Annotated in this window: 22 protein-coding genes and 1 tRNA gene; 7 read left to right on the top strand and 16 right to left on the bottom strand. The window is 61.8% G+C overall.

What is annotated here, in order from left to right; genetic code table 11:
• From EN990_RS23105 to EN990_RS23065, 9 genes are all read right to left on the bottom strand, one after another.
• Positions 1 to 492, bottom strand: a 492-nt coding sequence (locus tag EN990_RS23105) for an ABC transporter ATP-binding protein (protein ID WP_164766147.1), incomplete at its 3' end; no start/stop codon positions are given.
• Positions 493 to 496: 4 nt separating this feature from the next.
• Positions 497 to 1,441 (bottom strand): carbohydrate ABC transporter permease, encoded by a 945-nt coding sequence (locus EN990_RS23100; RefSeq protein WP_024502751.1) that lies wholly within the window; start codon positions 1,439 to 1,441, stop codon positions 497 to 499.
• Positions 1,438 to 2,394: a sugar ABC transporter permease gene (locus EN990_RS23095; RefSeq protein ID WP_024502750.1), complete on the bottom strand. Its 957-nt coding sequence runs from the start codon at positions 2,392 to 2,394 to the stop codon at positions 1,438 to 1,440. The genes EN990_RS23100 and EN990_RS23095 overlap by 4 nt, the downstream gene beginning before the upstream one ends.
• Before the next feature lie 104 nt (positions 2,395 to 2,498).
• On the bottom strand, positions 2,499 to 3,752 hold the full coding sequence (locus EN990_RS23090; protein ID WP_013529701.1) for an ABC transporter substrate-binding protein: 1,254 nt from the start codon (positions 3,750 to 3,752) through the stop codon (positions 2,499 to 2,501).
• Between the two features lie 57 nt (positions 3,753 to 3,809).
• A complete protein-coding gene (locus EN990_RS23085; protein WP_063168955.1) occupies positions 3,810 to 5,321 on the bottom strand; it encodes an aldehyde dehydrogenase family protein in 1,512 nt (503 codons plus the stop codon).
• Between the two features lie 9 nt (positions 5,322 to 5,330).
• Entirely contained in the window at positions 5,331 to 6,107 is a 777-nt protein-coding gene (locus EN990_RS23080; protein WP_013529703.1) for an enoyl-CoA hydratase/isomerase family protein, read from the bottom strand.
• On the bottom strand, positions 6,100 to 7,701 hold the full coding sequence (locus tag EN990_RS23075; RefSeq protein ID WP_127369151.1) for an acyl CoA:acetate/3-ketoacid CoA transferase: 1,602 nt from the start codon (positions 7,699 to 7,701) through the stop codon (positions 6,100 to 6,102). Before EN990_RS23075 ends, EN990_RS23080 begins: the two co-directional genes overlap by 8 nt.
• Positions 7,698 to 7,877: a hypothetical protein gene (locus EN990_RS23070; protein ID WP_063173051.1), complete on the bottom strand. Its 180-nt coding sequence runs from the start codon at positions 7,875 to 7,877 to the stop codon at positions 7,698 to 7,700. The genes EN990_RS23075 and EN990_RS23070 overlap by 4 nt, the downstream gene beginning before the upstream one ends.
• Positions 7,874 to 8,932 carry a LacI family DNA-binding transcriptional regulator gene (locus EN990_RS23065; protein WP_127365982.1) on the bottom strand — a complete coding sequence of 353 codons (1,059 nt, stop codon included), beginning with the start codon at positions 8,930 to 8,932 and terminating at the stop codon, positions 7,874 to 7,876. Before EN990_RS23065 ends, EN990_RS23070 begins: the two co-directional genes overlap by 4 nt.
• Before the next feature lie 239 nt (positions 8,933 to 9,171).
• On the opposite strand from EN990_RS23065, the gene EN990_RS23060 reads away from it, so the two are divergent.
• Positions 9,172 to 10,326, top strand: a complete 1,155-nt coding sequence (locus tag EN990_RS23060; RefSeq protein ID WP_127369152.1) for a dihydrodipicolinate synthase family protein — start codon at positions 9,172 to 9,174, stop codon at positions 10,324 to 10,326.
• Positions 10,327 to 10,381: 55 nt separating this feature from the next.
• Here EN990_RS23060 and EN990_RS23055 read toward each other — a convergent pair whose 3' ends face one another.
• Positions 10,382 to 12,649, bottom strand: a complete 2,268-nt coding sequence (locus EN990_RS23055; protein ID WP_127388394.1) for an alginate lyase family protein — start codon at positions 12,647 to 12,649, stop codon at positions 10,382 to 10,384.
• A gap of 129 nt (positions 12,650 to 12,778) precedes the next feature.
• On the bottom strand, positions 12,779 to 13,069 hold the full coding sequence (locus EN990_RS23050; RefSeq protein ID WP_127368816.1) for a hypothetical protein: 291 nt from the start codon (positions 13,067 to 13,069) through the stop codon (positions 12,779 to 12,781).
• Between the two features lie 175 nt (positions 13,070 to 13,244).
• Here EN990_RS23050 and EN990_RS23045 point away from each other — a divergent pair, with 175 nt between their 5' ends.
• The gene (locus tag EN990_RS23045; protein WP_024502741.1) at positions 13,245 to 13,604 is read left to right on the top strand and encodes a lysozyme inhibitor LprI family protein; all 360 of its coding nucleotides are present in this window, start codon (positions 13,245 to 13,247) and stop codon (positions 13,602 to 13,604) included.
• 14 nt (positions 13,605 to 13,618) lie between these two features.
• Positions 13,619 to 14,014 (top strand): hypothetical protein, encoded by a 396-nt coding sequence (locus tag EN990_RS23040; protein WP_013529710.1) that lies wholly within the window; start codon positions 13,619 to 13,621, stop codon positions 14,012 to 14,014.
• Between the two features lie 468 nt (positions 14,015 to 14,482).
• Here EN990_RS23040 and EN990_RS23035 read toward each other — a convergent pair whose 3' ends face one another.
• Positions 14,483 to 15,250, bottom strand: a complete 768-nt coding sequence (locus tag EN990_RS23035) for a Stf0 family sulfotransferase (protein WP_027161395.1) — start codon at positions 15,248 to 15,250, stop codon at positions 14,483 to 14,485.
• A gap of 403 nt (positions 15,251 to 15,653) precedes the next feature.
• Between EN990_RS23035 and EN990_RS23030 the strand changes: the two genes are divergently transcribed.
• A complete protein-coding gene (locus EN990_RS23030) occupies positions 15,654 to 15,860 on the top strand; it encodes a hypothetical protein (protein WP_013529712.1) in 207 nt (68 codons plus the stop codon).
• A gap of 274 nt (positions 15,861 to 16,134) precedes the next feature.
• Here the strand turns inward: EN990_RS23030 and EN990_RS23025 are convergent.
• Together EN990_RS23025 and EN990_RS23020 are read right to left on the bottom strand one after the other, a co-directional pair.
• Positions 16,135 to 16,209: transfer RNA gene (locus EN990_RS23025), tRNA-Val, on the bottom strand.
• Positions 16,210 to 16,325: 116 nt separating this feature from the next.
• Complete coding sequence (locus tag EN990_RS23020) at positions 16,326 to 16,688, bottom strand: response regulator (protein ID WP_006199474.1); 363 nt, start codon at positions 16,686 to 16,688, stop codon at positions 16,326 to 16,328.
• 163 nt (positions 16,689 to 16,851) lie between these two features.
• Between EN990_RS23020 and EN990_RS23015 the strand changes: the two genes are divergently transcribed.
• Positions 16,852 to 17,793, top strand: a complete 942-nt coding sequence (locus tag EN990_RS23015; RefSeq protein WP_013529713.1) for an N-formylglutamate amidohydrolase — start codon at positions 16,852 to 16,854, stop codon at positions 17,791 to 17,793.
• A 301-nt stretch (positions 17,794 to 18,094) separates the two neighbouring features.
• Positions 18,095 to 18,868: a histidinol-phosphatase gene (gene hisN, locus EN990_RS23010; RefSeq protein ID WP_024502739.1), complete on the top strand. Its 774-nt coding sequence runs from the start codon at positions 18,095 to 18,097 to the stop codon at positions 18,866 to 18,868.
• Positions 18,869 to 18,885: 17 nt separating this feature from the next.
• Here the strand turns inward: hisN and EN990_RS23005 are convergent, their stop codons facing one another.
• Positions 18,886 to 19,863 (bottom strand): alpha/beta hydrolase, encoded by a 978-nt coding sequence (locus EN990_RS23005; protein WP_127368815.1) that lies wholly within the window; start codon positions 19,861 to 19,863, stop codon positions 18,886 to 18,888.
• Between the two features lie 481 nt (positions 19,864 to 20,344).
• Between EN990_RS23005 and EN990_RS23000 the strand changes: the two genes are divergently transcribed.
• A complete protein-coding gene (locus EN990_RS23000) occupies positions 20,345 to 20,812 on the top strand; it encodes an Hsp20 family protein (RefSeq protein WP_013529716.1) in 468 nt (155 codons plus the stop codon).
• 71 nt (positions 20,813 to 20,883) lie between these two features.
• Here the strand turns inward: EN990_RS23000 and EN990_RS22995 are convergent, their stop codons facing one another.
• Positions 20,884 to 21,933, bottom strand: a complete 1,050-nt coding sequence (locus tag EN990_RS22995; protein WP_013529717.1) for a low specificity L-threonine aldolase — start codon at positions 21,931 to 21,933, stop codon at positions 20,884 to 20,886.
• Positions 21,934 to 22,006 lie beyond the last annotated feature (73 nt).

The raw sequence follows: 22,006 nt of genomic DNA, 5'->3' as shown, positions 1-22,006 counted from the left end.
GAGGTTGGACAAAGGCTCGTCGAAAAGGAACAGTTTGGGGTCGCGCACCAGCGCCCGGCCCATGGCGACGCGCTGGCGCTGGCCGCCCGAAAGCTGGCTCGGCTTGCGCTGCAAGAGGTGGCCGATCTGCAGCACCTTGGCCACCTTGTCGATCGCCTTCTGGCGCTCCGCCGCCGGCACGCCGCGCATCTCCATGCCGAAGGAGATGTTTCCGGCCACCGTCATGTTCGGGTAGAGCGCATAGCTCTGGAACACCATGGCGATGTCGCGCTTGGAGGGGTGCAGATCGTTGATGGCGCGGCTGTCGACCCGGATTTCGCCCGAGGTGATCGTCTCCAGGCCGGCGATGGTGTTGAGCAAAGTGGACTTGCCGCAGCCGGAAGGGCCGACCAGCACCAGGAAACCGCCTTTCTCGAGCTCGACATCGATCCCTTTCAGGATCTCGACCTGGCCGAAGCGCTTTCTCAGACCATCAATTTCCAGAAAAGCCATCAGATCATCCTTTGACGGCGCCAGCCATGAGACCGCGCACGAAGTAGCGGCCGGCGAGCACATAGACGAGAAGGGTGGGCAGTGCCGCGATCATCGCGGCGGCCATGTTGACGTTGTATTCGACGACGCCGGTCGAGGTGTTGACGACGTTGTTGAGCGCCACCGTCATCGGCATCGCGTCGCCGGTGCCGGCGTAAGCCGAGGCGAAGAGGAAGTCGTTCCAGATGTTGGTGAACTGGTAGATGACGGTGACGACGAAGATCGGCATTGAGTTCGGCAGCATGATGCGGCGGAAGATCTGGAAGAAGGATGCGCCGTCGACCTGTGCCGCCTTGACCAGTTCGGTCGGAAACGCCTCGTAGTAGTTGCGGAAGAACAGCGTGGTGAAGCCGATGCCGTAGACGACGTGGACGAAGACCAGGTTGACCGTCGGGTTGCCGAGACCGAAGCTCGTTCCGACCGAGTTCTGCAGTGTGACGCCGAAGCGGCCGAGGCTGCCGAGGATGGTCGCCATCGGCAACAGCACCGACTGGAACGGAATGAAGCAGGCGAACAGCATCAGCCCGAACACCAGCGTTGCGCCGCGGAAACGCCATTTCGTCAGCACGTAGCCGTTCAGCGCGCCCAGCATGGTCGAGATCAGAACGGCCGGAACCACCATCTTGATGGAGTTCCAGAAATAGCCCTTAATGCCGGCGCAGGTGAGGCCGACGCAGGTCTCGCCCCACGCCTTCAGCCACGGGTCGAAGGTCGGCGCCTTGGGCAGCGCCAGCATGTTGCCGTTCTGGATCTCGTCCATGGTCTTGAACGAGGTCACCAGCATGACGAACAGCGGCATCAGGTAAAACAGCGCAAACAGAGCCAGCAGCCCGTAGATGACGATGCGGTTGATGACCTTGACGTTGACGCCGCCGGAGGCCTGGCGGGCGGGAGTGGTGACGGCGCTCATCGCGGCTTCTCCCGCAGTTCCGAATAGAGATAGGGCACGATGATGGCGACGATGGTCATCAGCATGATCACCGCACTGGCCGAGCCGACGGCCATTTCGTTGCGCTTGAACGTGTACTCATACATGAAGTTGGACGGCAGCCACGCCGAGCCGCCGGGCCCGCCGCTGGTCAGTGCGACCACGAGATCGTAGGACTTGATGGCGAGGTGCGCGAGCACGATGAATGCCGACAGGAAGATCGGCCGCAGCAGCGGGATGACGATGCGGCGATAGAGCTGGAAGGTGGTGGCGCCGTCGATCTGCGCCGCCTTCATGATCTCGCCGTCGATGCCGCGCAGGCCGGCCAGGAACATCGCCATGATGAAGCCGGAGGCCTGCCAGACGCCGGCAATGACCACCGTGTAGATGACGAAATCCTTGTTCTTGATCCAGTCGAAATGGAAGCTCGTCCAACCCCATTGATGCAAGGTCTGCTCGAGACCGAGGCCGGGATCGAGGAACCATTTCCAGGCGACGCCGGTGACGATGAAGGACAGCGCCATCGGATAGAGATAGATCGGCCTCAACACGCCTTCGCCGCGGATCTTCTGGTCGAGCAGGATGGCCAGGAACAGGCCGAGCGCCAGGCAGATCGCGATGTAGAGGAAACCGAAAATACCCATATTGGTGATCGACGTGTACCAGCTCGACGGCGGGTCTGTGTCGAAGGTCCAGCCCCACAGCCGCTGATAGGCGCGCGAGCCGGTTAGGACATAGGACGGGAAGGTCTTGGAATTGGTGAAGGACAGATAGATCGTCCACAGGATGAAGCCGTAGACGAAGACGATGGTGATGGCGAAGCTCGGCGCCAGCACGATCTTCGGCAATGCGTCCTGCAGGCGCGAGCGCACCGAGGCGCGTGGCCGCGCATGCTCCGGCGTCAGCTTGATCTGGCTTGTCGCTACCGTGCTCATGGGGCTCCTCCCGTCGACTCGCGGCCAACCAGCTTCGCGGATCTATGTTCGCGGATCTGGGCCTTCCCCGCCGGAGCGGGGAAGGCGTTTTTGGTGCGTGGCGCTTACTTGGCGTCGTCGATCGCCTTGACCAGCTCGGTCACGGCTTCGTCCGAGGTCTTGATCTGACCATGGACGAATTTGGAGACGACATCCTTATAGGCATTGGCGACCGCCGGAGGCGCGCCATAGCCCTGGGCCAGCGAGCCGAACAGCGTGCCGCCTTCATTGGCTGCCTTCAGGTCGGCGATGCCCTTCTTGCCGCAAGCGTCGAAGTCGGTGTCCGGAACATCGGTACGGGCCGGGACCGAACCCTTGACGACGTTGAAGGCCGACTGGAAGCTCTTCGACAGGGTGGCGGTGGCCAGTGCGACCTGGGCGGCCTTGCGGTCGTCGGGAACATTGAACATGCCGAACATGTCGGAGTTGTAGATCACCGAGCCGTCGGTACCCGGGAAGCGATAGCACAGGAAGTCGGTGCCCGGGGTCTTGTTGGCGGCGTGGAACTCGCCCTTCGCCCAGTCGCCCATGACCTGCACCAGGGCATCGCCCTTGATGACCATGGCGGTGGCAAGGTTCCAGTCGCGGCCCGAGAAGTTGGGGTCGACATAGGTGACGAGCTTGGCCAGATTGTCGAACGACTTCTTCATCGTGTCGGACTTCAGGGACTCGTCATCGAGGTCGTTGAAGGCCTTCTTGTAGAACTCGGGTCCGCCGGTCGACAGCACGACGGAGTCGAACATGGTGGCTTCCTGCCAGTTCTGGCCGCCGAGAGCGAGCGGGATCACGCCTGCCGCCTTGGCCTTGTCGAGCAGGGCAACGAAGTCGTCGAAGGTCTTCGGCTCGGTGCCGCCGATCTTGTCCAGGACGGCCTTGTTGATCCACAGCCAGTTGACCGAGTGAACATTGACCGGCGCCGCGACCCACTTGCCGTCATAGACCGAAAACTTCTGCAGGGCTGCCGGAACGGACTTGTCCCAGCCTTCCTTCTTCGCCGTTTCGGTCAGGTCGCCCATGACGCCGGCGGCTGCATAGTCGAGCACGGTGTAGCCGAGCATCTGCGAGGCGGTCGGATAATTGCCGGCCGCGACCATCGCCTTCAGCGCGGTCATGGCGGCATCGCCGCCGCCGCCGGCCACCGGCACGTCCTTCCAGGCATAGCCTTCCTTGGCCAGATCACCCTTGAGGACGTTGAGAGCAGCCGCTTCGCCGCCCGAGGTCCACCAATGCAGCATCTGGACTTCCTTGACGTCCTCGGCGTGGGCCGCGAAAGCCAGGCCCGACGCGAGAGCCGTTCCGATAAGCAGTTTGCGCAACATGTACTTCCTCCCTTGTTGCATTACACGACCGGCGGATGCCGCCGGGTTCTTCTCAACTCAGCCGACCCACCACCCGGTGCGCTGGCCGCGATGAAACTGGATTGTCTTTTCCTCGGTATAATCCTCGACGGCGCGTTTGCCGAGTTCGCGTCCGAGACCGGACTGCTTATAGCCTCCGAAAGGCAGCTCGGGATAACCTTCCATGAATGTGTTCACCCAAACGGTTCCCGAACGCACGCCGCGCGCGACCGACATGCAAGTGTCGATGCTGGCGCTCCACACGCCCGCCGACAAACCATAGGGCGTGTTGTTGGCGATGTGCAACGCCTTTTCAATCGATTCAAAAGTCAGCACCGAGAGCACCGGGCCGAACACTTCCTCGCGCGCTATGGCCATGTCCTCGGTGACGCCGCGGATGATGGTGGGATCGAGGTATTGACCGATATTGGAGGCCAATTGCTTGCCTCCGCTGTAGATGCTGCTGCCCTCGGTCGCGGCTGCCGCAACGTAACCGGCAACCTTGGCCAAATGGTCGGACGAGATCATCGCGCCGACCTTGGTTTGGTCATCGAGCGGATCGCCGACCGTGACCCTGGCGGCAAGCGCCTTGACGGCGCTGAGAAAATCGTCGGCGATCGCCTCGTGCACGATCAGCCGGCTGCCGGCATTGCAGCACTCGCCGGCATTGAAGAAGCCGCCGAACACCGCCGCATCGGCGGCCGCTTCGAGGTCGGCGTCCTGGAAGACGATCTGGCCGTTCTTGCCGCCGAGCTCCATCGAGACTTTCTTCAGCGACTGCGCGGCGGATGCCATCGTCATCTTGCCGACGCGGGTGGAGCCGGTGAACGAGACCATTTCGACCAGCGGGTGGCTGACCATCGGCGCACCGACATCGGCGCCAAGTCCGGCCAGGATATTGACGACGCCGGCGGGCAGGCCGGCCTGCATCAGGATGTCGCCGAGCACGAAGGTCGAGGCCGAGGTCATTTCGCTCGGCTTGACCACCGCCGTGCAGCCGGCGGCGAGCGCGAAGGGCAGTTTCTGGCTGACGATCAGGAACGGGAAATTCCACGGGGTGATGATCGAGACGACGCCGATCGGTTCGCGCAGGACGACACCCAGCATGGCGTCGCCGAGATTGGCGTAGGTTTCACCATGCAGGGTGCGGGCAAGCGAGGCGGCATAGCGCCAGATGTCGACGGCGCCGCCGATCTCGCCGCGTGCCTGGGCGATCGGTTTGCCCGATTCCAGTGCGTCGAGCCGGGCGATGTCTTCCAGCCGGCCCTCGATCAGATCAGCTGCCTTGAGCAGGATCCCGGCACGTTCGGCCGCCTTCATGCGCGGCCATGGACCCGTTTCGAAAGCCCTGTGGGCGGCAAGCACAGCGGCTTCCACTTCGGCCTCACCGGCCTGCGCATAGTGCGAGACGGTGAAGCCGTGGCCGGGGCTGTTTCGAGCAATCGTGCGGCCGTCGCGGGCATCGACATGCTTGCCGTTGATCAGCAGCTTGTAGCCTTTCGGGGCTTCGGCCGCCTCGGCCGGCATGGCGATCTTCAGGGGTGCGTTCATATGTTTGCTCTAGGATCTCGAAAAGGCCGGCTTCTGCTTGGCCTTGAAGGCATCGACGCCGGCCTTCAGATCGCCGGTCAGGGCGATGAAGCCGCTGGCCAGCGCTTCGGTGGCGGCGGCACTTTCCTCGCCTTCGGCGACCGCGATCATCAGCTTGGCGGCTTCCGTCGCCAGCGGGCCGCGCTCGGCGATCTTTTCCGCCCACGCCTTTGCTTCTTCGTGTGCGTTGCCAGTTGCGACCACCCGGTCGACGATGCCCAGGGCGAGTGCCTCGGGGGCGAGAAGGATCTCGCCGCCCAGCGCCATGCGGCGCACCGTCTGCGCGCCGAAGCGGCGCACGGCGCGCTGCGTACCGGACCAGCCGGGCACGACGCCAATCGAGGTTTCCGGGAAGCCTAATTTCACTTGTGTTTCCGCCACGCGCAAGTCGCAAGCCGCAGCCAGTTCCAGGCCGCCGCCAAGCGCATGGCCGGACAGGACGGCGATTGTCGGCTGCCGCAGCCGCGCCAAGCGGTCGAAGACGCGGTGGCCGTAGCGCACCCACTGCACCTGGAAATCGGCGGCACTCATCTGCGCCCAGGCTTCGACATCGCCACCGGCGCAAAAGCCCTTGCCTTCGCCGCGCAGCAGCACGACGCGGACGCCCTCGGCCATCTCGGCCGCGTCGAGCGCCGTCTCTAGCGCCCGCAGCATCGGAATGTCCAGTGCGTTGAATTTCTCCGGCCGGCGCAGCGTGATGGTACCGATGGCGCCATCCTGCTCGAAGGTGACGAGAGGCTCAGCCACGCGCGCCTCCGACCGAGGCGCCGCCATTCAGCGACAGGCCTATCGGTTGCTCCTGATAGAGGGCTGCCGGTGTCGTCTTGAGGTCCCTGGCAACGGCCAACGGAATTTCCGACTGGGCCAGCACATCACGCTGCAGATCGATGCCGGGTGCGAGTTCTGTGACGACCAACCCCTCCGGCGTCAGCTTCATCACGCAGCGTTCGGTGACATAGGTGATGTCCTGTCCCTGCGCCACCGCGCGCTTGCCCGAAAACGAGATGTGCTCGACTTCGTTGACCACCTTCTTGACCTTGCCCTCGTGGTCGATGCGGATGCCGCCATCGGCCAGAGACAGCTTGGCGCCGGCATTGAAGAAGCCGGAGAAGACGATCTTCTTCGCCCGTGCGGTGATGTCGACAAAGCCGCCGGCGCCGGCGGTGACATGCGGCCGCGCCGAAAGCTTCGAAACATTCACAGAGCCGTGTCGATCGATCTGCAGGAAGGACAGCAGCGAGGCGTCGAAGCCGCCGGCCTGGAAATAGATGAACTGGTGCGGCGAGGGCATGAAGGCGTCGGCGTTCGATGAGCAGCCGAATTTGAAGTCGAGCAGCGGCACGCCGCCGACCGCGCCCTGTTCGATCACCCAGGTAATTTTGCCGTGCTGGCCTTCCTCGAGAAGGATGCGCGGCACATTGGCGGAAATGCCGAACCCGATATTGACGGCCATGCCGTCGCGCAACTCCATGGCGACGCGGCGCGCGATCACCTTCTGCACGTTCATCTCCGGCGTGCGGAAGCTCGACAGCGGCCGGAAGATTTCTCCCGAGATCGCCGGGTCATAGGGTGTCAGCGTCGTCTGCAACTGGTCGGGCGCAACGACGATATGGTCGACCAGGACGCCCGGCACGCGCACGTCATGCGGTTTCAGCGTGCCGTTCTCGACGACGCGCTTGACCTGCGCGATGACGATGCCGCCATTGTTGCGGGCGGCGAGCGCCTGTTCCAGTCCGCCGAGATAGGCGCCCTCATGCTCGTAGGTGAGGTTGCCGCGCTCGTCGGCCGACGTGGCGCGGATGATCGACACCTGCGGCACGATAGAGCGGAAATAGAGCCATTCCTCGCCGTCGAACTGCTGCACCGAAACGATCGGCTCGCTGGCGGCGTCGTTCATGGCGCAGCCCTGGTGGCGCGGGTCGGCGAAGGTGTCGAGACCGACTTTGGTCAGCACGCCCGGCCGCTTGGCCGCGGCTTCGCGGTGCATATCGAACAGGATGCCGGACGGCACGTTGTAGGCGGCGACCGAATTGTCGCCGATCATCTTCCAGATCTGCGGCGGTTCGGAAGAGGAGGGGCCGGACGGGTAGGAGCCGCACAAGGTACGCTTCAGCAGTCCCGGCTTGGCCAGATGGTCGATGCCTTTGATGCCATACATGTCGCCGGCTGCGATCGGGTGCAGCGTGGTGATGTTCTTCGGATGGCCTTCTGCGTCGAAGCGTTCGCCGATCGCGGCGAGCACCGCATCGGGGCAGCCGAGGCCGCTCGACGAGGACACCGACACGACCATGCCGTCCTTGACCAGGCCGGCTGCCTGCGCCGCGGAGACCACCTTGCTCAATTCATACTCCCGAATTCAGGGTCGATTGCGACCGCCTTGCCTGATTTCGCGGTTTGCAATGCTGCTTCGGTTGACGCCGATGACCAGATGCTGTCCTCGCCTTGCGCGCGGATGGCGTTGATCATGAACTGCCTGACGATCGTGCTGGCGCCGATCAAGCTCCATTTGACGCTCATGCAGCGCCTCCCGAACCGGCCGCCCTGTTTCGAATGCGGCGATCCGGGCCGCAGCTTTCCCTGACCACCAGATTGACCGCGCCGATATGGTCTTCGGCCCGTGTGGTGCGCGACTGGATCATTTTCAGCATGACATGGGCGGCACGTTCGCCAAGACCCGCCGAGTCCACCGCGACGCTGGTCAGAGCCGGCATGTAATGCTCGGCCTCGGCCACATCGTCGAAGCCGACGATGGCGAAATCAACTCCGGGCTCAAGCGCGCGCTTGCGCAGCGCCAGCATGGCGCCAAAGGCGACGGCGTCGTTGAAGCAGAGTGCCGCAGTCGGCGGTTCAGCCATTGCGAGAGCGGTTTCGAGGCATGCGATACCACCTCTGCGGCTGGTCTCTCCCTCGACGACCAGAGTGTCGCGGTCGGAGATGCCCTGCGTCTCGCAGGCTTCGCGAAATCCGCCAAGCCGCTCGTGATAGACGACGAGATCGGACGAGCCGCCGAAGAAGACCAGCCGGCGATGTCCCTTGCCGATCAGATGAGCGGTGGCGAGATAGGCGCCGCGATGATTGTCGGGCGCGATGACCGGAATGCGGCTCTCGGGAAGCCGGCGCATGGCGAAGACCACCGGCAGACCTGCCGTCTCGATCCGCCTGAAGGCGCCCGGCGTCGTGCCGCGAGCCGGCGACACGATGAGGCCGGCGACGCCTTGCTCCATCAGCGACTTCAGCACTTCTTCCTGGCGCACCGGATTTTCCGCCGTGTTGGCGATGAACGGCACGATGCCGGCCGACTGGAAGACCCGCTCCATGCCGACCGCCAGCTCCGCGAAGAAAGGATTGGTGAGATCGTTGATGACCATGCCGATGACGTTGGAGTGCGCCTTGCGCAGATTGGCGGCGCCGCGGTTGTAGACGTAACCGACATCCTCGATCGCCTTGCGCACCTTGCTCGCTGTTTCGGGCCGGATCAGTCCGCTGCCCTGGAGCACGAGCGATACCGTCGATTTGGACACGCCCGCTTCGCGGGCGATGTCGAATATCGTCGCCTTGGCCCGGTTGGCCATCCAGATGCATCCTCCCCACTGCAGGCCCAAAACTATTGGAACGTTCTAATCTCTGCTCCGCTCGTGAGTCAATCGGGATTTTTCCCGCGCCTCGAACATCGATTGTGCGTACTCAAATGGCATGCTTCATAAGGCTTTCCTGTTGCAATGCAGCATTTCATCCTGCAGGGAGTTCGAATCTTAAAGGTCCTTGATTTATTGGAACGTTCCATTTAGTAGCGTTGTGAAGGGAGCGATGGATGGACATTTCCTTGCCTGGTGAGGGTGGCGGCAGCACCCGGTACACGCTGGTCGGCGAGCCCGTGCAGCCTGACATCGGCGCGCGATTTTCGCGTATCGCCTATGCCGCCGCGCACGTCGTTGCCGATCCGCTCGCCATGACCGATCCGTGGTCCAGACCGGTGATCGACTGGGAGAGGACGATGGCGTTCCGTCACCATCTGTGGCGGCTGGGCTTCCGCATCGCCGAAGCGATGGACACGTCGCAGCGCGGCATGGGCTTCGACTGGGCAAACGCGCAGGAATTGATCCGCCGCTCGATCGCCGAGGCGCGCACGGTCGATGGCGCCGATCTCGCCTCGGGCGCCGGCACCGACCATCTGGCGCCCGCCGCCGCCAAAACAATCGATGACGTCATCAAGGCCTATGAAGAGCAGTTCGCTTTAATCGAAGGGCTCGGCGGCAAGGCGATCATGATGGCCAGCCGGGCGTTGGCGGCAGTTGCCAAAGGGCCGGACGACTATGTCAGGGTCTACGACCGCATCCTGTCACAGTCCTCCGGCAAGGTCATCCTGCACTGGCTGGGCGACATGTTCGATCCGGCGCTCAGGGGCTATTGGGGCAGCGAGAATTTCGAGGTCGCTCTCGATACAGTCGTTGCCATCATCGAATGCCACGTTGGCAACGTGGAGGGGATAAAAATCTCACTGCTCGATGCCGGCAAGGAGGTCGCGCTGAGGAACCGTCTGCCGGACGGCGTCGTCATGTTCACCGGCGACGATTTCAATTATCCCGAACTGATCGCCGGCGACGAGAAAAGGCACTCGCACGCATTGCTGGGTATTTTCGACGCGATTGCGCCGGTTGCCAACGCGGCGCTGGCGAAACTGGCGGAAGGCGACCGCGCCGGCTTTGACGCGTTGATGGCGCCGACCGTGCCGCTGTCGCGAAAGATCTTCGAGGCGCCGACCGAGTATTACAAAGCCGGCATCGTCCTCATGGCCTGGCTGAACGGCCATCAGGATCATTTTGCGATGGTCGGCGGTATGCAGTCGGCGCGCGGCATCCGTCACTATGCCGACGTGTTCCGCCTTGCCGACCAGGCCGGATTGCTGGCCGATCCGGAACTGGCGGTGACCAGGATGAAGAGCCTTTGCACCGTCGCGGGTGTTTGAAGCGCGGAAAGTGGTTCTCATCATCGACGTAACAGGCCAGGAATGCCGGGCGTCGCTAATGTCTCCGCCACAGCCAAAAAGGCGCGATTGCCTCGTCTGGATGAAAAATGGGCTTGGTCGCCCTTCCCAGATCGGCAGGTGGCATTCCTGCGGGATCATGGTGCGTCAGGTCGAGAAGCAGCGGCCCAAGCCGATCCGGATCGACAGTTTCGGCCGACATGGTGTGTGGCTTGTTCTCGTGCGCAACAAGCCAGTGCAGCGCCTGGACCAGTCCCAGTCCCTCGGCTGTCTTGTGTTGCCAGAGATTGTCACCGACCGAAGACAGGACACGGGCCAGCGACGTCCAGCCTTGCAAGGTAAACATGGCGTAGTGCCTGGGGCGCGTGCGGGACAGTTCCCTGGGCAAGGAGCCATCGGCTGCGATCTGGGTTGCTAGTCTCTCCCGAGCATAGAGGCTGATCTTGGCCAGGGTGGCGCTGTCGCCAAGAAACGTGGCGATCGATGCCCGCTGCAAATCGTAATATGTTCCTTGGTTGCTGCTGCTGCAGAAGGCCGTCGCGGCTGCCGGCGCGGTGTCCAGCCATTCGCAGTAGGAACCGAGCCAGGCTCTGAACGCCTCGCGATCCTCGTCGCCCAGTACTCCTGTTCGCTCGAGCAGGCGTACGGCATCCAGGAAGAAATAGAAATCCTTCAGCTCGATGATGCCGTGGCCGGACCCTTCATTGTTGTCGTGGCCCGACCGCACCTGCGCATAGCGCAAATGCGGGTTCATTCTTGTCCTGGGATCGATAAACCATGCGCGAATGAGCCTGGCGGCGTGGACGGCATAATGATGCCCATCAAGCACGGTTGCGGCGAGCGCAAGCACGGTTGTGTCGTCGAAGACGCGCTGCAAGCGTGTGCGATCGTAGGTTTCGCTTCCTGCTGCATACAATGCCGTGCCGGGCACGCGTTCGCCATCGCGCCGGATATAGGGCAGGCCGTCGGGTCTGTCGGGGTCGGGCCACCAGTAAGGCGCGGGGTGAAAATAGTCCTGGGGATCCCCGCTGGGGGCTAGGCCAGTCTTGTCGAGCACGCTGAACGGACCGCGGGCGAGTGCCTGTCCGGCCGCGGTTTCGAGATGGTGCAGGATGAGCCCGTCCTTCACCGCGTGGGCCAGGGCGTCTTCGTCATAAAAGGCCAGGCGGGAGGCATCGAGCCGAGCGGCGACTGCCTTGGCGTCACATTGATCGACCATATCGACGATCGCCTGATCGCGGCTGACCAGACGCGCGACGAAGCCGGCCTTGCCGATCTCCAGATGCGAACGCCCTGAATCCAGGCGCGCCACCCAGCCCGCTTTCTGGAGCAGCCCGGCATCCGCTGCCCGGACCGGGCGTGGAAAATCCCAGGCGTCGTCGCGGTAGCGGTCCCAGGGGCCGGGAACTGCCAACCGCCACAGCATCTCGATTTTTGGCCGCCTTCCGTAACCATAGTTTTCGTCGAACAGTTGCGTGGTATCGGCTCGAAACATGATCTGCGGCTCTTCCTCGGCCGGCGGCTGGAAGCTCTGGTCCAGCAGAAGCGCATTGTCGACAATGCGCGCCATGGGCACCACAGCGTAGGGAAGGTGCGGGTTTTTCTCGATCGCGGACCGTATCCGCTGGAACGCAGAGTCTGTCAGGTAGCAGTTCCCGTCCCAGGGCATCAGCCATTTTGCCCTGTCGCGGGCAATCGCGAGCGCGGCGTTGCGAGCCCCATTGTTGTTCATCACATAGAGGTTCTTGCTGCGGCGGATGTGCGTTTCGTAACGCGCGGACTGTCCGCTCGCCCGGCCCTTCTCTGAGAATCGGAGGTCGCTGGCAACAAGCTGGTCGACGTCCCAGGATATCTTCCGGTACTGATCGAGTTCGAAGGGGATTGTATGAAAATTCTGGCGGCGGCTTTCGAGCAGGCCGATGATCCGGGCTTCCTCGTCGGTGTCGACTATTCGATTGACGATCCAGAATTTTTCGCAGGCGTCGAAGACCGGTTCGTTGTCCAGAATGAACAGCACGTTGTCGAATGACTGGCCCTTGCGGTGTCGCGGTTCCAGATCATTGCCGATGATCCGGACAAGCATGAAGCTGTCGGCAATCTGCGAGATCGGCGACGCCGTGTAAGTCTCGCGGGCGGCCTCGATCCGCTTGCCGAGTCCGCGCCGGTATTCAGCATTCTGCTTTGCGGAAATGAGCGCGTTGCCCAATGTCGACCACGGCGACCGCAATTGCGTGCGCACACGGTTCAGTTCGCGATATATCTTCGGCCAGGACGATAGTTTTGTCCTACCGGGCTGTGAGCTCATGACGGCACGCAGGGAGACCGGATCCCGATCACCGCCTCGGGGATGCGCGCGGTTTCGCCAATCATTCCGACTTCGACTCTGGACCATTTCTGAGCGTGAGGCGACCAAGCCCTGAATTGTGCGACACGATCAATCATGGAAAACGTCTCTCGCATGTAGCGTTGCGAATGTCCTGTTATGTTCTGCTGAATAAGTGACGGCAGGTTGCCAGGCAACGCCGACAGGACAATGCGATAAATCAAATCCGAAAACCACATAGCATGGCAAATGCCCCGGCATCGGCGATTCGCCTTCACGCAAAGGCAAGCTCGCGAAAGATGCGCCGGTGATCGCAATTTTCTTGGAACCAATCCTCCCGGCGCGCGACCAAGCGATGTGTCCAAACATGGTCAGCTTGTGGCGGCCGCATTCGACCGCCATTGCATCGAATGCATGAGTTATCTGCCACTCCCCGCATATCACCTCACGGCCCTAGCCTCGTCCGTCCTGCATTGTTGAACCCGACAACCCTTTGCTTACTATATGGTTTTCCAGGCCTTGCCGGCTGCTCCTATGCGTGCTTACTTGTGGTTGTTTTCATGAGGGGGATACAATCATGCGTTTTCTACTTGCTGCGGTCGCCATGCTGTCGTTCGCCGCCACCGCGGCTCTGGCCGATCCAGCTTCGGATTTCAAAAGAGCCGATCAGGCATTGAACCAGACCTTCAAGCAAATCCAGAAGCGGCTTACGGATGATTCCGACGGCAAGGCACGGTTCGTGAAAGCGCAGAGAGCGTGGATTGCGTTCCGCAACGCCGAATGCACGTTTCAATCCAGCGGTGACGATGGTGGCTCCGCGGCGCCGATGGTTGCCGCTGCTTGTCAGGCTGACCTGACCAAGGCCCGCACCAGGCAGTTGAAGGCCTACCTGAACTGCCAGGAGGGTGACCTCTCTTGCCCGGTGCCATCAGAATAATCTGGAGTGACAAAATGCCGAATTTCAAGATGAGATATGTGCTGATCGCGCTTGTGCCGTTGGCGGTTGCCGGTTGCGTCAGCGCTGAGGATCAGCGCGCAATGGATCAGCAACAGTGCGCGTCTTACGGCTACAGGCCAGGAACCAACAGGTTTGCCGACTGCATGATGCAACAGACCTCACAACGTTCAGAAGATGAGCAGCGCTCATTGGATCGCATGGCCGCGCAAGAACAGAGAGACAAGGATCGCAAGGAAGCGCGTCGAAAGGACGACAGCTACATCGATCCAAGGCCGAGTTACGACAAGGACGGCAATCCGAATTTCGACACTCAAGGCAATTACCAAGGGTGTCACGGCGCGGGATGTTTGGTCGACAATCCAGACAATAACGATGACGATGACCAGTAGGCTGGCTCCGCGAGGCTCTCCTTCCTGCCCCCTATAGTCCGGACCTCAACCCAATCGAGAAACCCTTCGCCAACTTCAAGCACTACATGCGGCGTTGCGCCAGGTGCAGGCTAGAAGTCAACCCAAATGCGAACCGCTCTACCTCTGGCGAACAGCCGGGAAATGCCGATCCTGCACACGCGATCCGCGATTCCATCAGCTTGAAGGATGGTTCCGGAACTTTTTGCCGCAATGGCAGGTTCGAGCGACATGACGAAACTATCTGACCCCTGGCCCGCCGTTCCCAGCAAGCTGCACGGCGGCCAGGATATCCCGGAAGAGAGCATTTCTATCCATGCTCATACCGCAGGCAGACGGTTGACCGGCGCGATTTACTCCAGGTGTTCTGGAGGAAGAGCCGGGGCATTGAGCGCTGGAACCGAGCCAGCTGCAACGATCATCGAATTTCCCCGAAGAAAGTACCTGCCTCTAGAAGCGCTTTCGGATCAGGGGCCGTTTCAGGGCAAAGCGGGCGATATTGTCGAGCGTTCTTGGCACCGCCATCTCCCCGATGCCCTCAATGGCGCCCTTGGCCGCTGCGTCCTCACGAAAGCGCACTATCCATTCTTCCGTGAGGCTGTCCCGTTGAACAGTGAATCTCGAATTGGCGGTGTCTTCCGGGACCTGGACGCCCATATAATCCGCCACAGCTTCCAGATAGGGCCGTGGGTCTTGCTGCAAATCTTCGTAGACGAATTGACGACAATCCAGCCCCGCAAGTTGTAGGTAGGACCTCCAGAACGCATAGCTTCGATCAATCTGGAAATACGCTTGGCTGATGTCGGCGAAGCTATAAGGAACAGAGCGCGGATTGACTTTCCCTTCGTGCCGGCTCGTCCACACTCCAGACATCCTAGCTCGGTAGAACGAAATAGCTTGCTGAATTCGGTCGCGACGTTCCAACAAAATGAATTCCAAGCCGTGTTTTCTTCGAATCTCGAATAGAAAATCCTTTCCGAATTTCTCCTTACACCAGGCCAGATGGCGCGGAAACAACTTGATCGCAAACCGCCCGTTGTCGGTCGACGCTTTCTCGATGACCGCTTTTTCAAGATCATCATAGGTGCGGGGATCGAAACGTAGATAGGCCGGATCAAGCCATTCCTCCGACCGTCCCATCAGGCCAGTTGCGTTCGTCAGGCTTCCCAGCCAGTTCGAACCGCTTCTTCCCTCTGTAAGAATCGCAACGCCCCGCATAAACTCCTCACTTCACCTTGTCCCGGAACGCATGCCGCAAGGCCCGCTTATCTTCAACCCAAATCAGTGCTGCGTTCCCGCCCCAGGTCCAGGAACACCGTGCTCAGCTTATTGCCGCCGTGATCTTCGTTGCCATCTTGTCGGCATCACCAGGGCTTTGGCTGGATTCTAGACCAGATGACCACGCAATTCATCTAGGACGCCGCATCGGCCGCCATCGTCATCGTGGGCGTGTTCGCCGTCGCCGACACGTCGCCACGCGATTGCTGCGCCTGCCCAGGAGTGTCCTCTGTCGAATAACCGTGAGGGTTGTTTTCGCCGCCATCACTATTTTTGTGAACCAATTCACCCGAGGCGCGACCAAGTGATGTGTCCAAACATGGTTCATCAAGGAGAACGTCTTATGTTTACTGTCTCGAGAAACGTCTTTTTGGCCGCCATCGCCGTTTCGGTGCTGGCCGGCTGCAAGACAACCGCTCCCAGGGAATGCGACAAGCTGAAGCCTGGCGTCACCTATAACGGCAAATGCTGCGGCATCGGCGAGCCTTGCCGCGAAGGCAAGGGCGGCGGCGACAGGCCGGGAAATACGCCTGATCCAGCGCCGCAATGATCTGATTGCGTGTCGCCCGTTCCGGTCAGCGCTGGGACGGGCGGGTTGCGCTCGAAAGCTCGCCAACGTCCAGCCTCCCCTTGAGGCACCGAAATCGTCCACCTCTGTGTAACGCGCGCCCTGGACGGCCCTGTGCCACGCTGTGCCCTGCTTATCCCAAGTGAGGCGTTCTTCCGCCAGCACCTCGACGCTGCTCATCCCGCGCGTCATGCCCACGCGCTTTGTCTGGCGAGCCGGCCAGCATGTCGATCCAAGTCTGATTTGTCTGGTTGGATGGTGGGCGTGACAGGGATTGAACCTGTGACCCCTGCAATGTCAATGCAGTGCTCTCCCGCTGAGCTACACGCCCATCCGAAGCCGCGCATACACCATTTTTGATCCAGCGCGTCAATAGCAGGAAAAAGGAAAGAAGGCGTCGTCTCGCCGCAGTGGCGAAGAGGTGCGGCGCCTCGCCTAGAAAACGGCTCAGGCCGCCTGCAGCATCTTCTCCACCTCGTTGACGAGGTCGCGCAGATGGAATGGCTTCGACAGCACCTTGGCGTCTTTCGGCGCCTTGGAATCCGGGTTCAACGCAACGGCGGCGAAACCGGTGATGAACATGACTTTCAGATCGGGATCGATCTCGGTGGCGCGGCGCGCCAGCTCGATGCCGTCCATCTCCGGCATGACGATGTCGGTCAGCAGCAGCGAGAACGGCTCTTCGCGCAGCCGCTCATAGGCGCTGGCGCCATTGTCGAAATCGCTGACCTGGTAACCGGCGCGCTCCAGCGCCTTGACGAGGAACCGACGCATATCGTCGTCGTCTTCCGCCAGAAGAATGCGTGCCATGATATCCTGTCCGAATCACCCGCCCGAGATTGCCGTTGGGCAAGCCCGTTAACCATCCTGTATATGAGGAGGTGAGGGTAAACATCAAGTGAACGCGGACGGCGATGATCCATATTTGCCGGGGGTGTGCCGCCGCTGAAATGCTGGACACGCGGCCTGCAAGGTGGCACTTTCACATCATGATGCACTGGTGTTTTCGGGTTCGTTCAAATTGAAGACGGCAGCCGAGGATTTTTCGGTCTTTCCACCCTTCGAAATCCGGTCGGGCGCCGAGCAGCGCGTCCCCTTCCTCTTCAATTCGCCGCATAGCGGCCGCTACTATCCCGAACGGTTCCTGGCCATGGCAAGGCTGGACCGCAACGCCATCCGCCGGTCGGAAGACTGTTACGTCGATGAGCTGTTCGGCGGTGCCGTGGCGCTCGGCGCGCCGCTGCTGGCGGCGAATTTTCCGAGGGCCTATCTCGACGTCAATCGCGAGCCGTGGGAGCTCGATCCTCGCATGTTCGCCGAGCCAGTGCCGTCCTTCTGCAACATCCGCTCGGCGCGGGTGGCGGGTGGGCTTGGCACGGTGCCGAAGCTGGTCGGCGAGGGGCTCGACATCTATTCCGGCCGCCTGCCGCTGTCGGAAGCCGTTGCCCGGATCGAAACCGTCTACAAGCCCTATCACGAGACGCTGAAGCGGCTTTTGACCCGGACCCATGCGCGGTTCGGTTTTGCCGTGCTGATCGACTGTCATTCGATGCCGGCGAGCATCCGTGTCGGCGACAGCGGGCTGCGGCCCGACTTCATCATCGGCGACCGTTTCGGCATCTCGGCAACCGCCGCCCTGACCGAGACCGCGATCGGCCTGCTCAGCGCCATGGGCTATTCGGTTGCCCACAACAAACCCTATGCCGGCGGCTTCATCACCGAGCATTACGGCCGCCCGGCGCGCCATCTGCATGCGCTGCAGATCGAGGTCAATCGCGGGCTCTACATGAACGAACGGACATTCGAGAAGGCCGCCGGCTTCGATGCGCTGGCCGACGATCTGACGCGGTTCTCAGCCGACCTGATGTCGATGCCCGACCATCATTTCATCGACCTGCCGCTGGCCGCGGAGTGAAATCGCGGCGTAAAAAAAGACCGCATCGTTTGCACGATACGGTCGAAGTCTAGGGAGGAAACGCCCAAGGAGGGCATGGACAGGAAACCCTGTCCGAGGTCAAGGGTATTGTGCGTTGCACAAATGTCAAGCGACCTTCAGGCTTTTTTAATTCACTCTGATGTGGAAATTGCGTTTCGACGACGCTTATGTGACATCCGGGCAACAGATGCCGTCGCGGAGAAGTCGTCGAACACACTTGTTTTGGTACGAAATTGGCGGCAGAGCACGGCTCGGACATGCTGCAGTGCGGGAGAATCAGTTGGACATCAGTGTCGATTTCATGCGCCGCATCGCGCAGGTGGCGGCGGCGGAGACCTTGCCGCGCTTTCGTGCCCAAGGCGCGGTCGCCAACAAGGAACAGGGCAGTTTCGATCCGGTCACCGAGGCCGATCGCGAGGCCGAGCGCGCTATCCGGGCGTTGATCTCTGCCGAGTATCCCGACCATGGCATTCTTGGCGAGGAGCATGGCAGCGAGAACATTTCGAGCCGGCATGTCTGGGTGATCGACCCGATCGACGGCACGCGCGCCTTTATTTCCGGCCTGCCGGTGTGGGGCACGCTGGTCGGGCTGACGGTCGACGGTGACGCCGTTGCCGGCATGATGGCGCAACCCTTCACCGGCGAGCTGTTCTACGCCAACGCCTCAGGTTCGCACTATGAGGGGCCGGGCGGGCCGCGAAAACTGACGACCCGCAAGACGACGAAGTTGGACCAGGCGACGCTGTTCACCACCACGCCGGCGCTATTCAAAGGCGAAGCGCGCAACCGTTACGATGCATTCGAAAGACAGATCCAACTCGCCCGCTATGGCGCCGATTGCTATGCCTTCGCCATGATCGCTTCGGGAAGCGTCGATATCGTCGCCGATCCCGGTTTGAAGCCATACGACATCGTGGCGCTGATCCCGATCATCGAGAAGGCAGGCGGTGTGGTCACCACATTCGATGGCGGGCCTGCGGAAAAGGGCGGCGATGTCCTGGCGGCTGCAACGCCGGAACTCCACGCAGCTGCCATGGCTGCCTTGCGCGGCTGACCAGCGACCGGCGGCCGTCAGGCCGTGGGGTCGTCGCTGCCGGGAATGAAGGCGTCGAAGGCGGCGAGCAATTGCTCGCGGTAGATGTCGGCTTCCTGCAGGATTTCGTGGCGGGAGCCGTCGATCATCAGCAATGAACCGAGCCGCAGACGCCTGGCGTAGGCTTCGACAGCCCTGGTCGAGACGACCTGGTCGGCGCCGGCGGCGATGATCAGCAGCGGGACCTGGATCCGGGCCATGAAGTCGGGGTCGTTGACGGCTTCCGAAGCTTTCGCGGCTGCCCGCAGCCAACGGATCGTCGGCCCGCCAAGCGCCAGTTGCGGGTATTCTTCATAGATCCGTGTGTTGCGCCGATAGCGTTCCGGGTCCGATGTCAGCTTGTTGGTCTCGAAAGGGGCCGTTACCCTCGGCCGCGGACCCCAGGCGGCATAGAGCCGGCCGAGGCCGAGAGCGCAGAACAGGGAACAGACGCGGCGAACCGTCGAGATCGAGACCGGCAGGTCGGGCAGCGTCAGGAAGGGCGCGATCAGCACCATGCGCCGGACGCGGTTCACCATCGACGGCGCGGCCAGCAGGGTGATCAATGCGCCTGCCGAATGGGCCAGGATGTAGTAGGGTCCGCGGCAATCGGGCAGCACGATCTCCTCGAAGAACTGTTCGAGGTCGGCGGTGTAGTCGCGGAAGCTGCTGACGTAGCCGCGCTGGCGATCGCGGATCAGCCGGTCTGAATCGCCCTGGCCTCGCCAGTCGAGCGTGGCGACGCCAAAGCCACGATCGGCAAGGTTGCGGATGGTTTCGAAATATTTCTCGATGCACTCGTTGCGGCCGGTGAGCAGGACCACGGTGCCCTTCATCGGGCGAGCGACCGCGCCGAACAGGCCGTAGCGGATATTCTTGCGGTCACGCGTGGTGAAGAAGCCGCCGGCGGCGTTTTCCGGCCGCGGATTGCCCTCGATTTCGTGAAAAAGGGAGTTTTCGGTGAAAAGATCCGTCATTCGGCGCTTCGTGCTCGGCGTCTCGCATGCCCGCCTGCGCTGGCCGGCTCCGCTAAGGTGATAGACGCCCATGCGCCAAAAGCCAAGGAATTCCCGGTGACTGACTGGGCTGCAACAGGGAAGGCCGGAAGCCGCTTGAAAGCGTGCTTCCGGCCTCTGTCGATCCGGGAGGAAGGGACGTTACACCCGGTCGGCCTCGTTGCGGTGCCTGTTGTGCAATCGGCGCCGCCAGTCCTTGATCCTGGAATGGACTTTAGCGCCGGCTGCCTGAACGCGCGCCGAAGTGCCGGTTCATCTGCCGTTCATCAAGGGCCCGGCCGCCGTGGCTTTTGCCGCCAGGTGAAATCTTGAAATGCTTTCCAGCGCTCCCCAAATGTCTCGTGCGGTCGCCAATGTCGGGGCCGCTGGCCCACCCGAAACGCCGCTCAAGGGTTTCGCACCGGCCATACGCAAACCATGTTGCTCAACAGGAGAACACCTCATGCGTCACGTTGATTTTTCCCCGCTTTATCGCTCGACCGTCGGCTTCGATCGTCTGTTCACGATGCTCGATTCGCTTGCGCAGCCGGATGGCGCGCAGACCTACCCGCCCTACAACATCGAGCGCACCGGTGAGGATTCCTACCGGATCTCGATGGCGGTTGCCGGCTTCTCTGACGAGGAAATCTCGATCGAAGCCCATCGCAACGTGCTGACCGTGAAGGGTGAGCGCAAGGACGAGGGCACCGGCGAAGGCTCTGAACTGCTCTATCGCGGCATTGCCTCGAGAGCCTTCGAACGCCGCTTCCAGCTTGCCGACCACGTCGAAGTTGTCGGTGCTTCGCTGAAGAACGGCCTGCTGTTCGTCGACCTCAAGCGCAACATCCCCGAGGAGCTGAAGCCGCGCAAGATCGCGATTACGGCATCTTCGGCCAAGGCCAAGCAGATCGAGGCCAAGACCGCTGCCTAAAGTACAAGTCTCCTCCCGAGACGGAAGCGGCGCCGAAAGGCGCCGCTTTTTTGTTATCGGGGATTTCGGTATCAGGCGATCAGCTGGCCAAAACGGTCGACCTCATCGGCCGTCGTCGCGAAGCTGGTGACGAAGCGATACAGCAACTCGTCCTCGCTGATGTGGCCGTCAAAGCCGTGCGGCTTGTGCCAATCATAGAACGCCGCACCCGCTGCCTGCAGCTTTTCAGCTTCGGCTTTCTTGATCACTGCGAAAACCTCGTTTGCCTGCGGCAGCCATGCCAGCTTTGCCGTGGCCGAATCCTCGATCGCAGCGGCAAGGCGTGCGGCCATGGCGTTGGCGTGGCGGGCGGTGTCCAGCCACAATCCGTCTTTGAAATAGGCCTCGAACTGCGCCGCGACGAAGCGCGATTTCGAAAACAGCTGGGCGGCGCGCTTGCGCAGGAACGCCAATTCCCTGGCACGATCAAGATCGAACAGCACGATCGCTTCGGCGCACCAGCAGCCATTCTTGGTGCCGCCGAAGGACAGGATGTCGACGCCGCGTTTCCAGGTCATTTCGGCTGGCGACGTGTCGAGCGCGACCAGCGCATTGGCAAAGCGGGCGCCGTCCATGTGCAAGGGCACCGAATATCGTTTGGCGATCGCCGCGATCGTCTCGATCTCATCCAGGCCGTAGATAGTGCCGACCTCGGTCGACTGGGTGATCGAAACGGCCATCGGCCGTCCCCAATGGACGATTTCCGGTGCGAAACGGCCGATGGTCCTTTCCAGATTGTGCGGATCGATCTTGCCCAGCGCGCCATCGATCTCATGCAGGCGTGAGCCGCCGGAAAAATACACCGGCGCGCCGCATTCGTCCTCGATGACATGCGATTCGCGATGAGCAAAGGAAATGCCGCCCGGCTTGTTGTAAGCGGTCAGCGCCAGCGAGTTGGCGGCCGTGCCGGTGGCGACGAAGAACACCGCGACCTCGCGTTCGAAAATCTCGCTGAAGCGCTGGTAGACTGCCTGGTCGAGCGCTCCGTCGCCGTAGGCGGTCGAAAAGCCGCCGGCATTGGCCGACAGGCCGGCGGCAATGTTGGGGTGGGCGCCTGCCCAATTGTCGGAAGCGAAGAACATGCATCTGCCTATGTCTTGGGAGAACGGGGGGTTGGGGAAATCAGATTGAAGTTGACCGGTTTCGCGTGCTGAT

This window comes from Mesorhizobium sp. M7A.F.Ca.US.005.03.1.1, from assembly GCF_003997975.1.
GTDB lineage: Bacteria > Pseudomonadota > Alphaproteobacteria > Rhizobiales > Rhizobiaceae > Mesorhizobium > Mesorhizobium ciceri.
The sequence above is the reverse complement of the archived record's forward strand: the minus strand, read 5'-3'. Positions and strand labels throughout refer to the sequence as shown.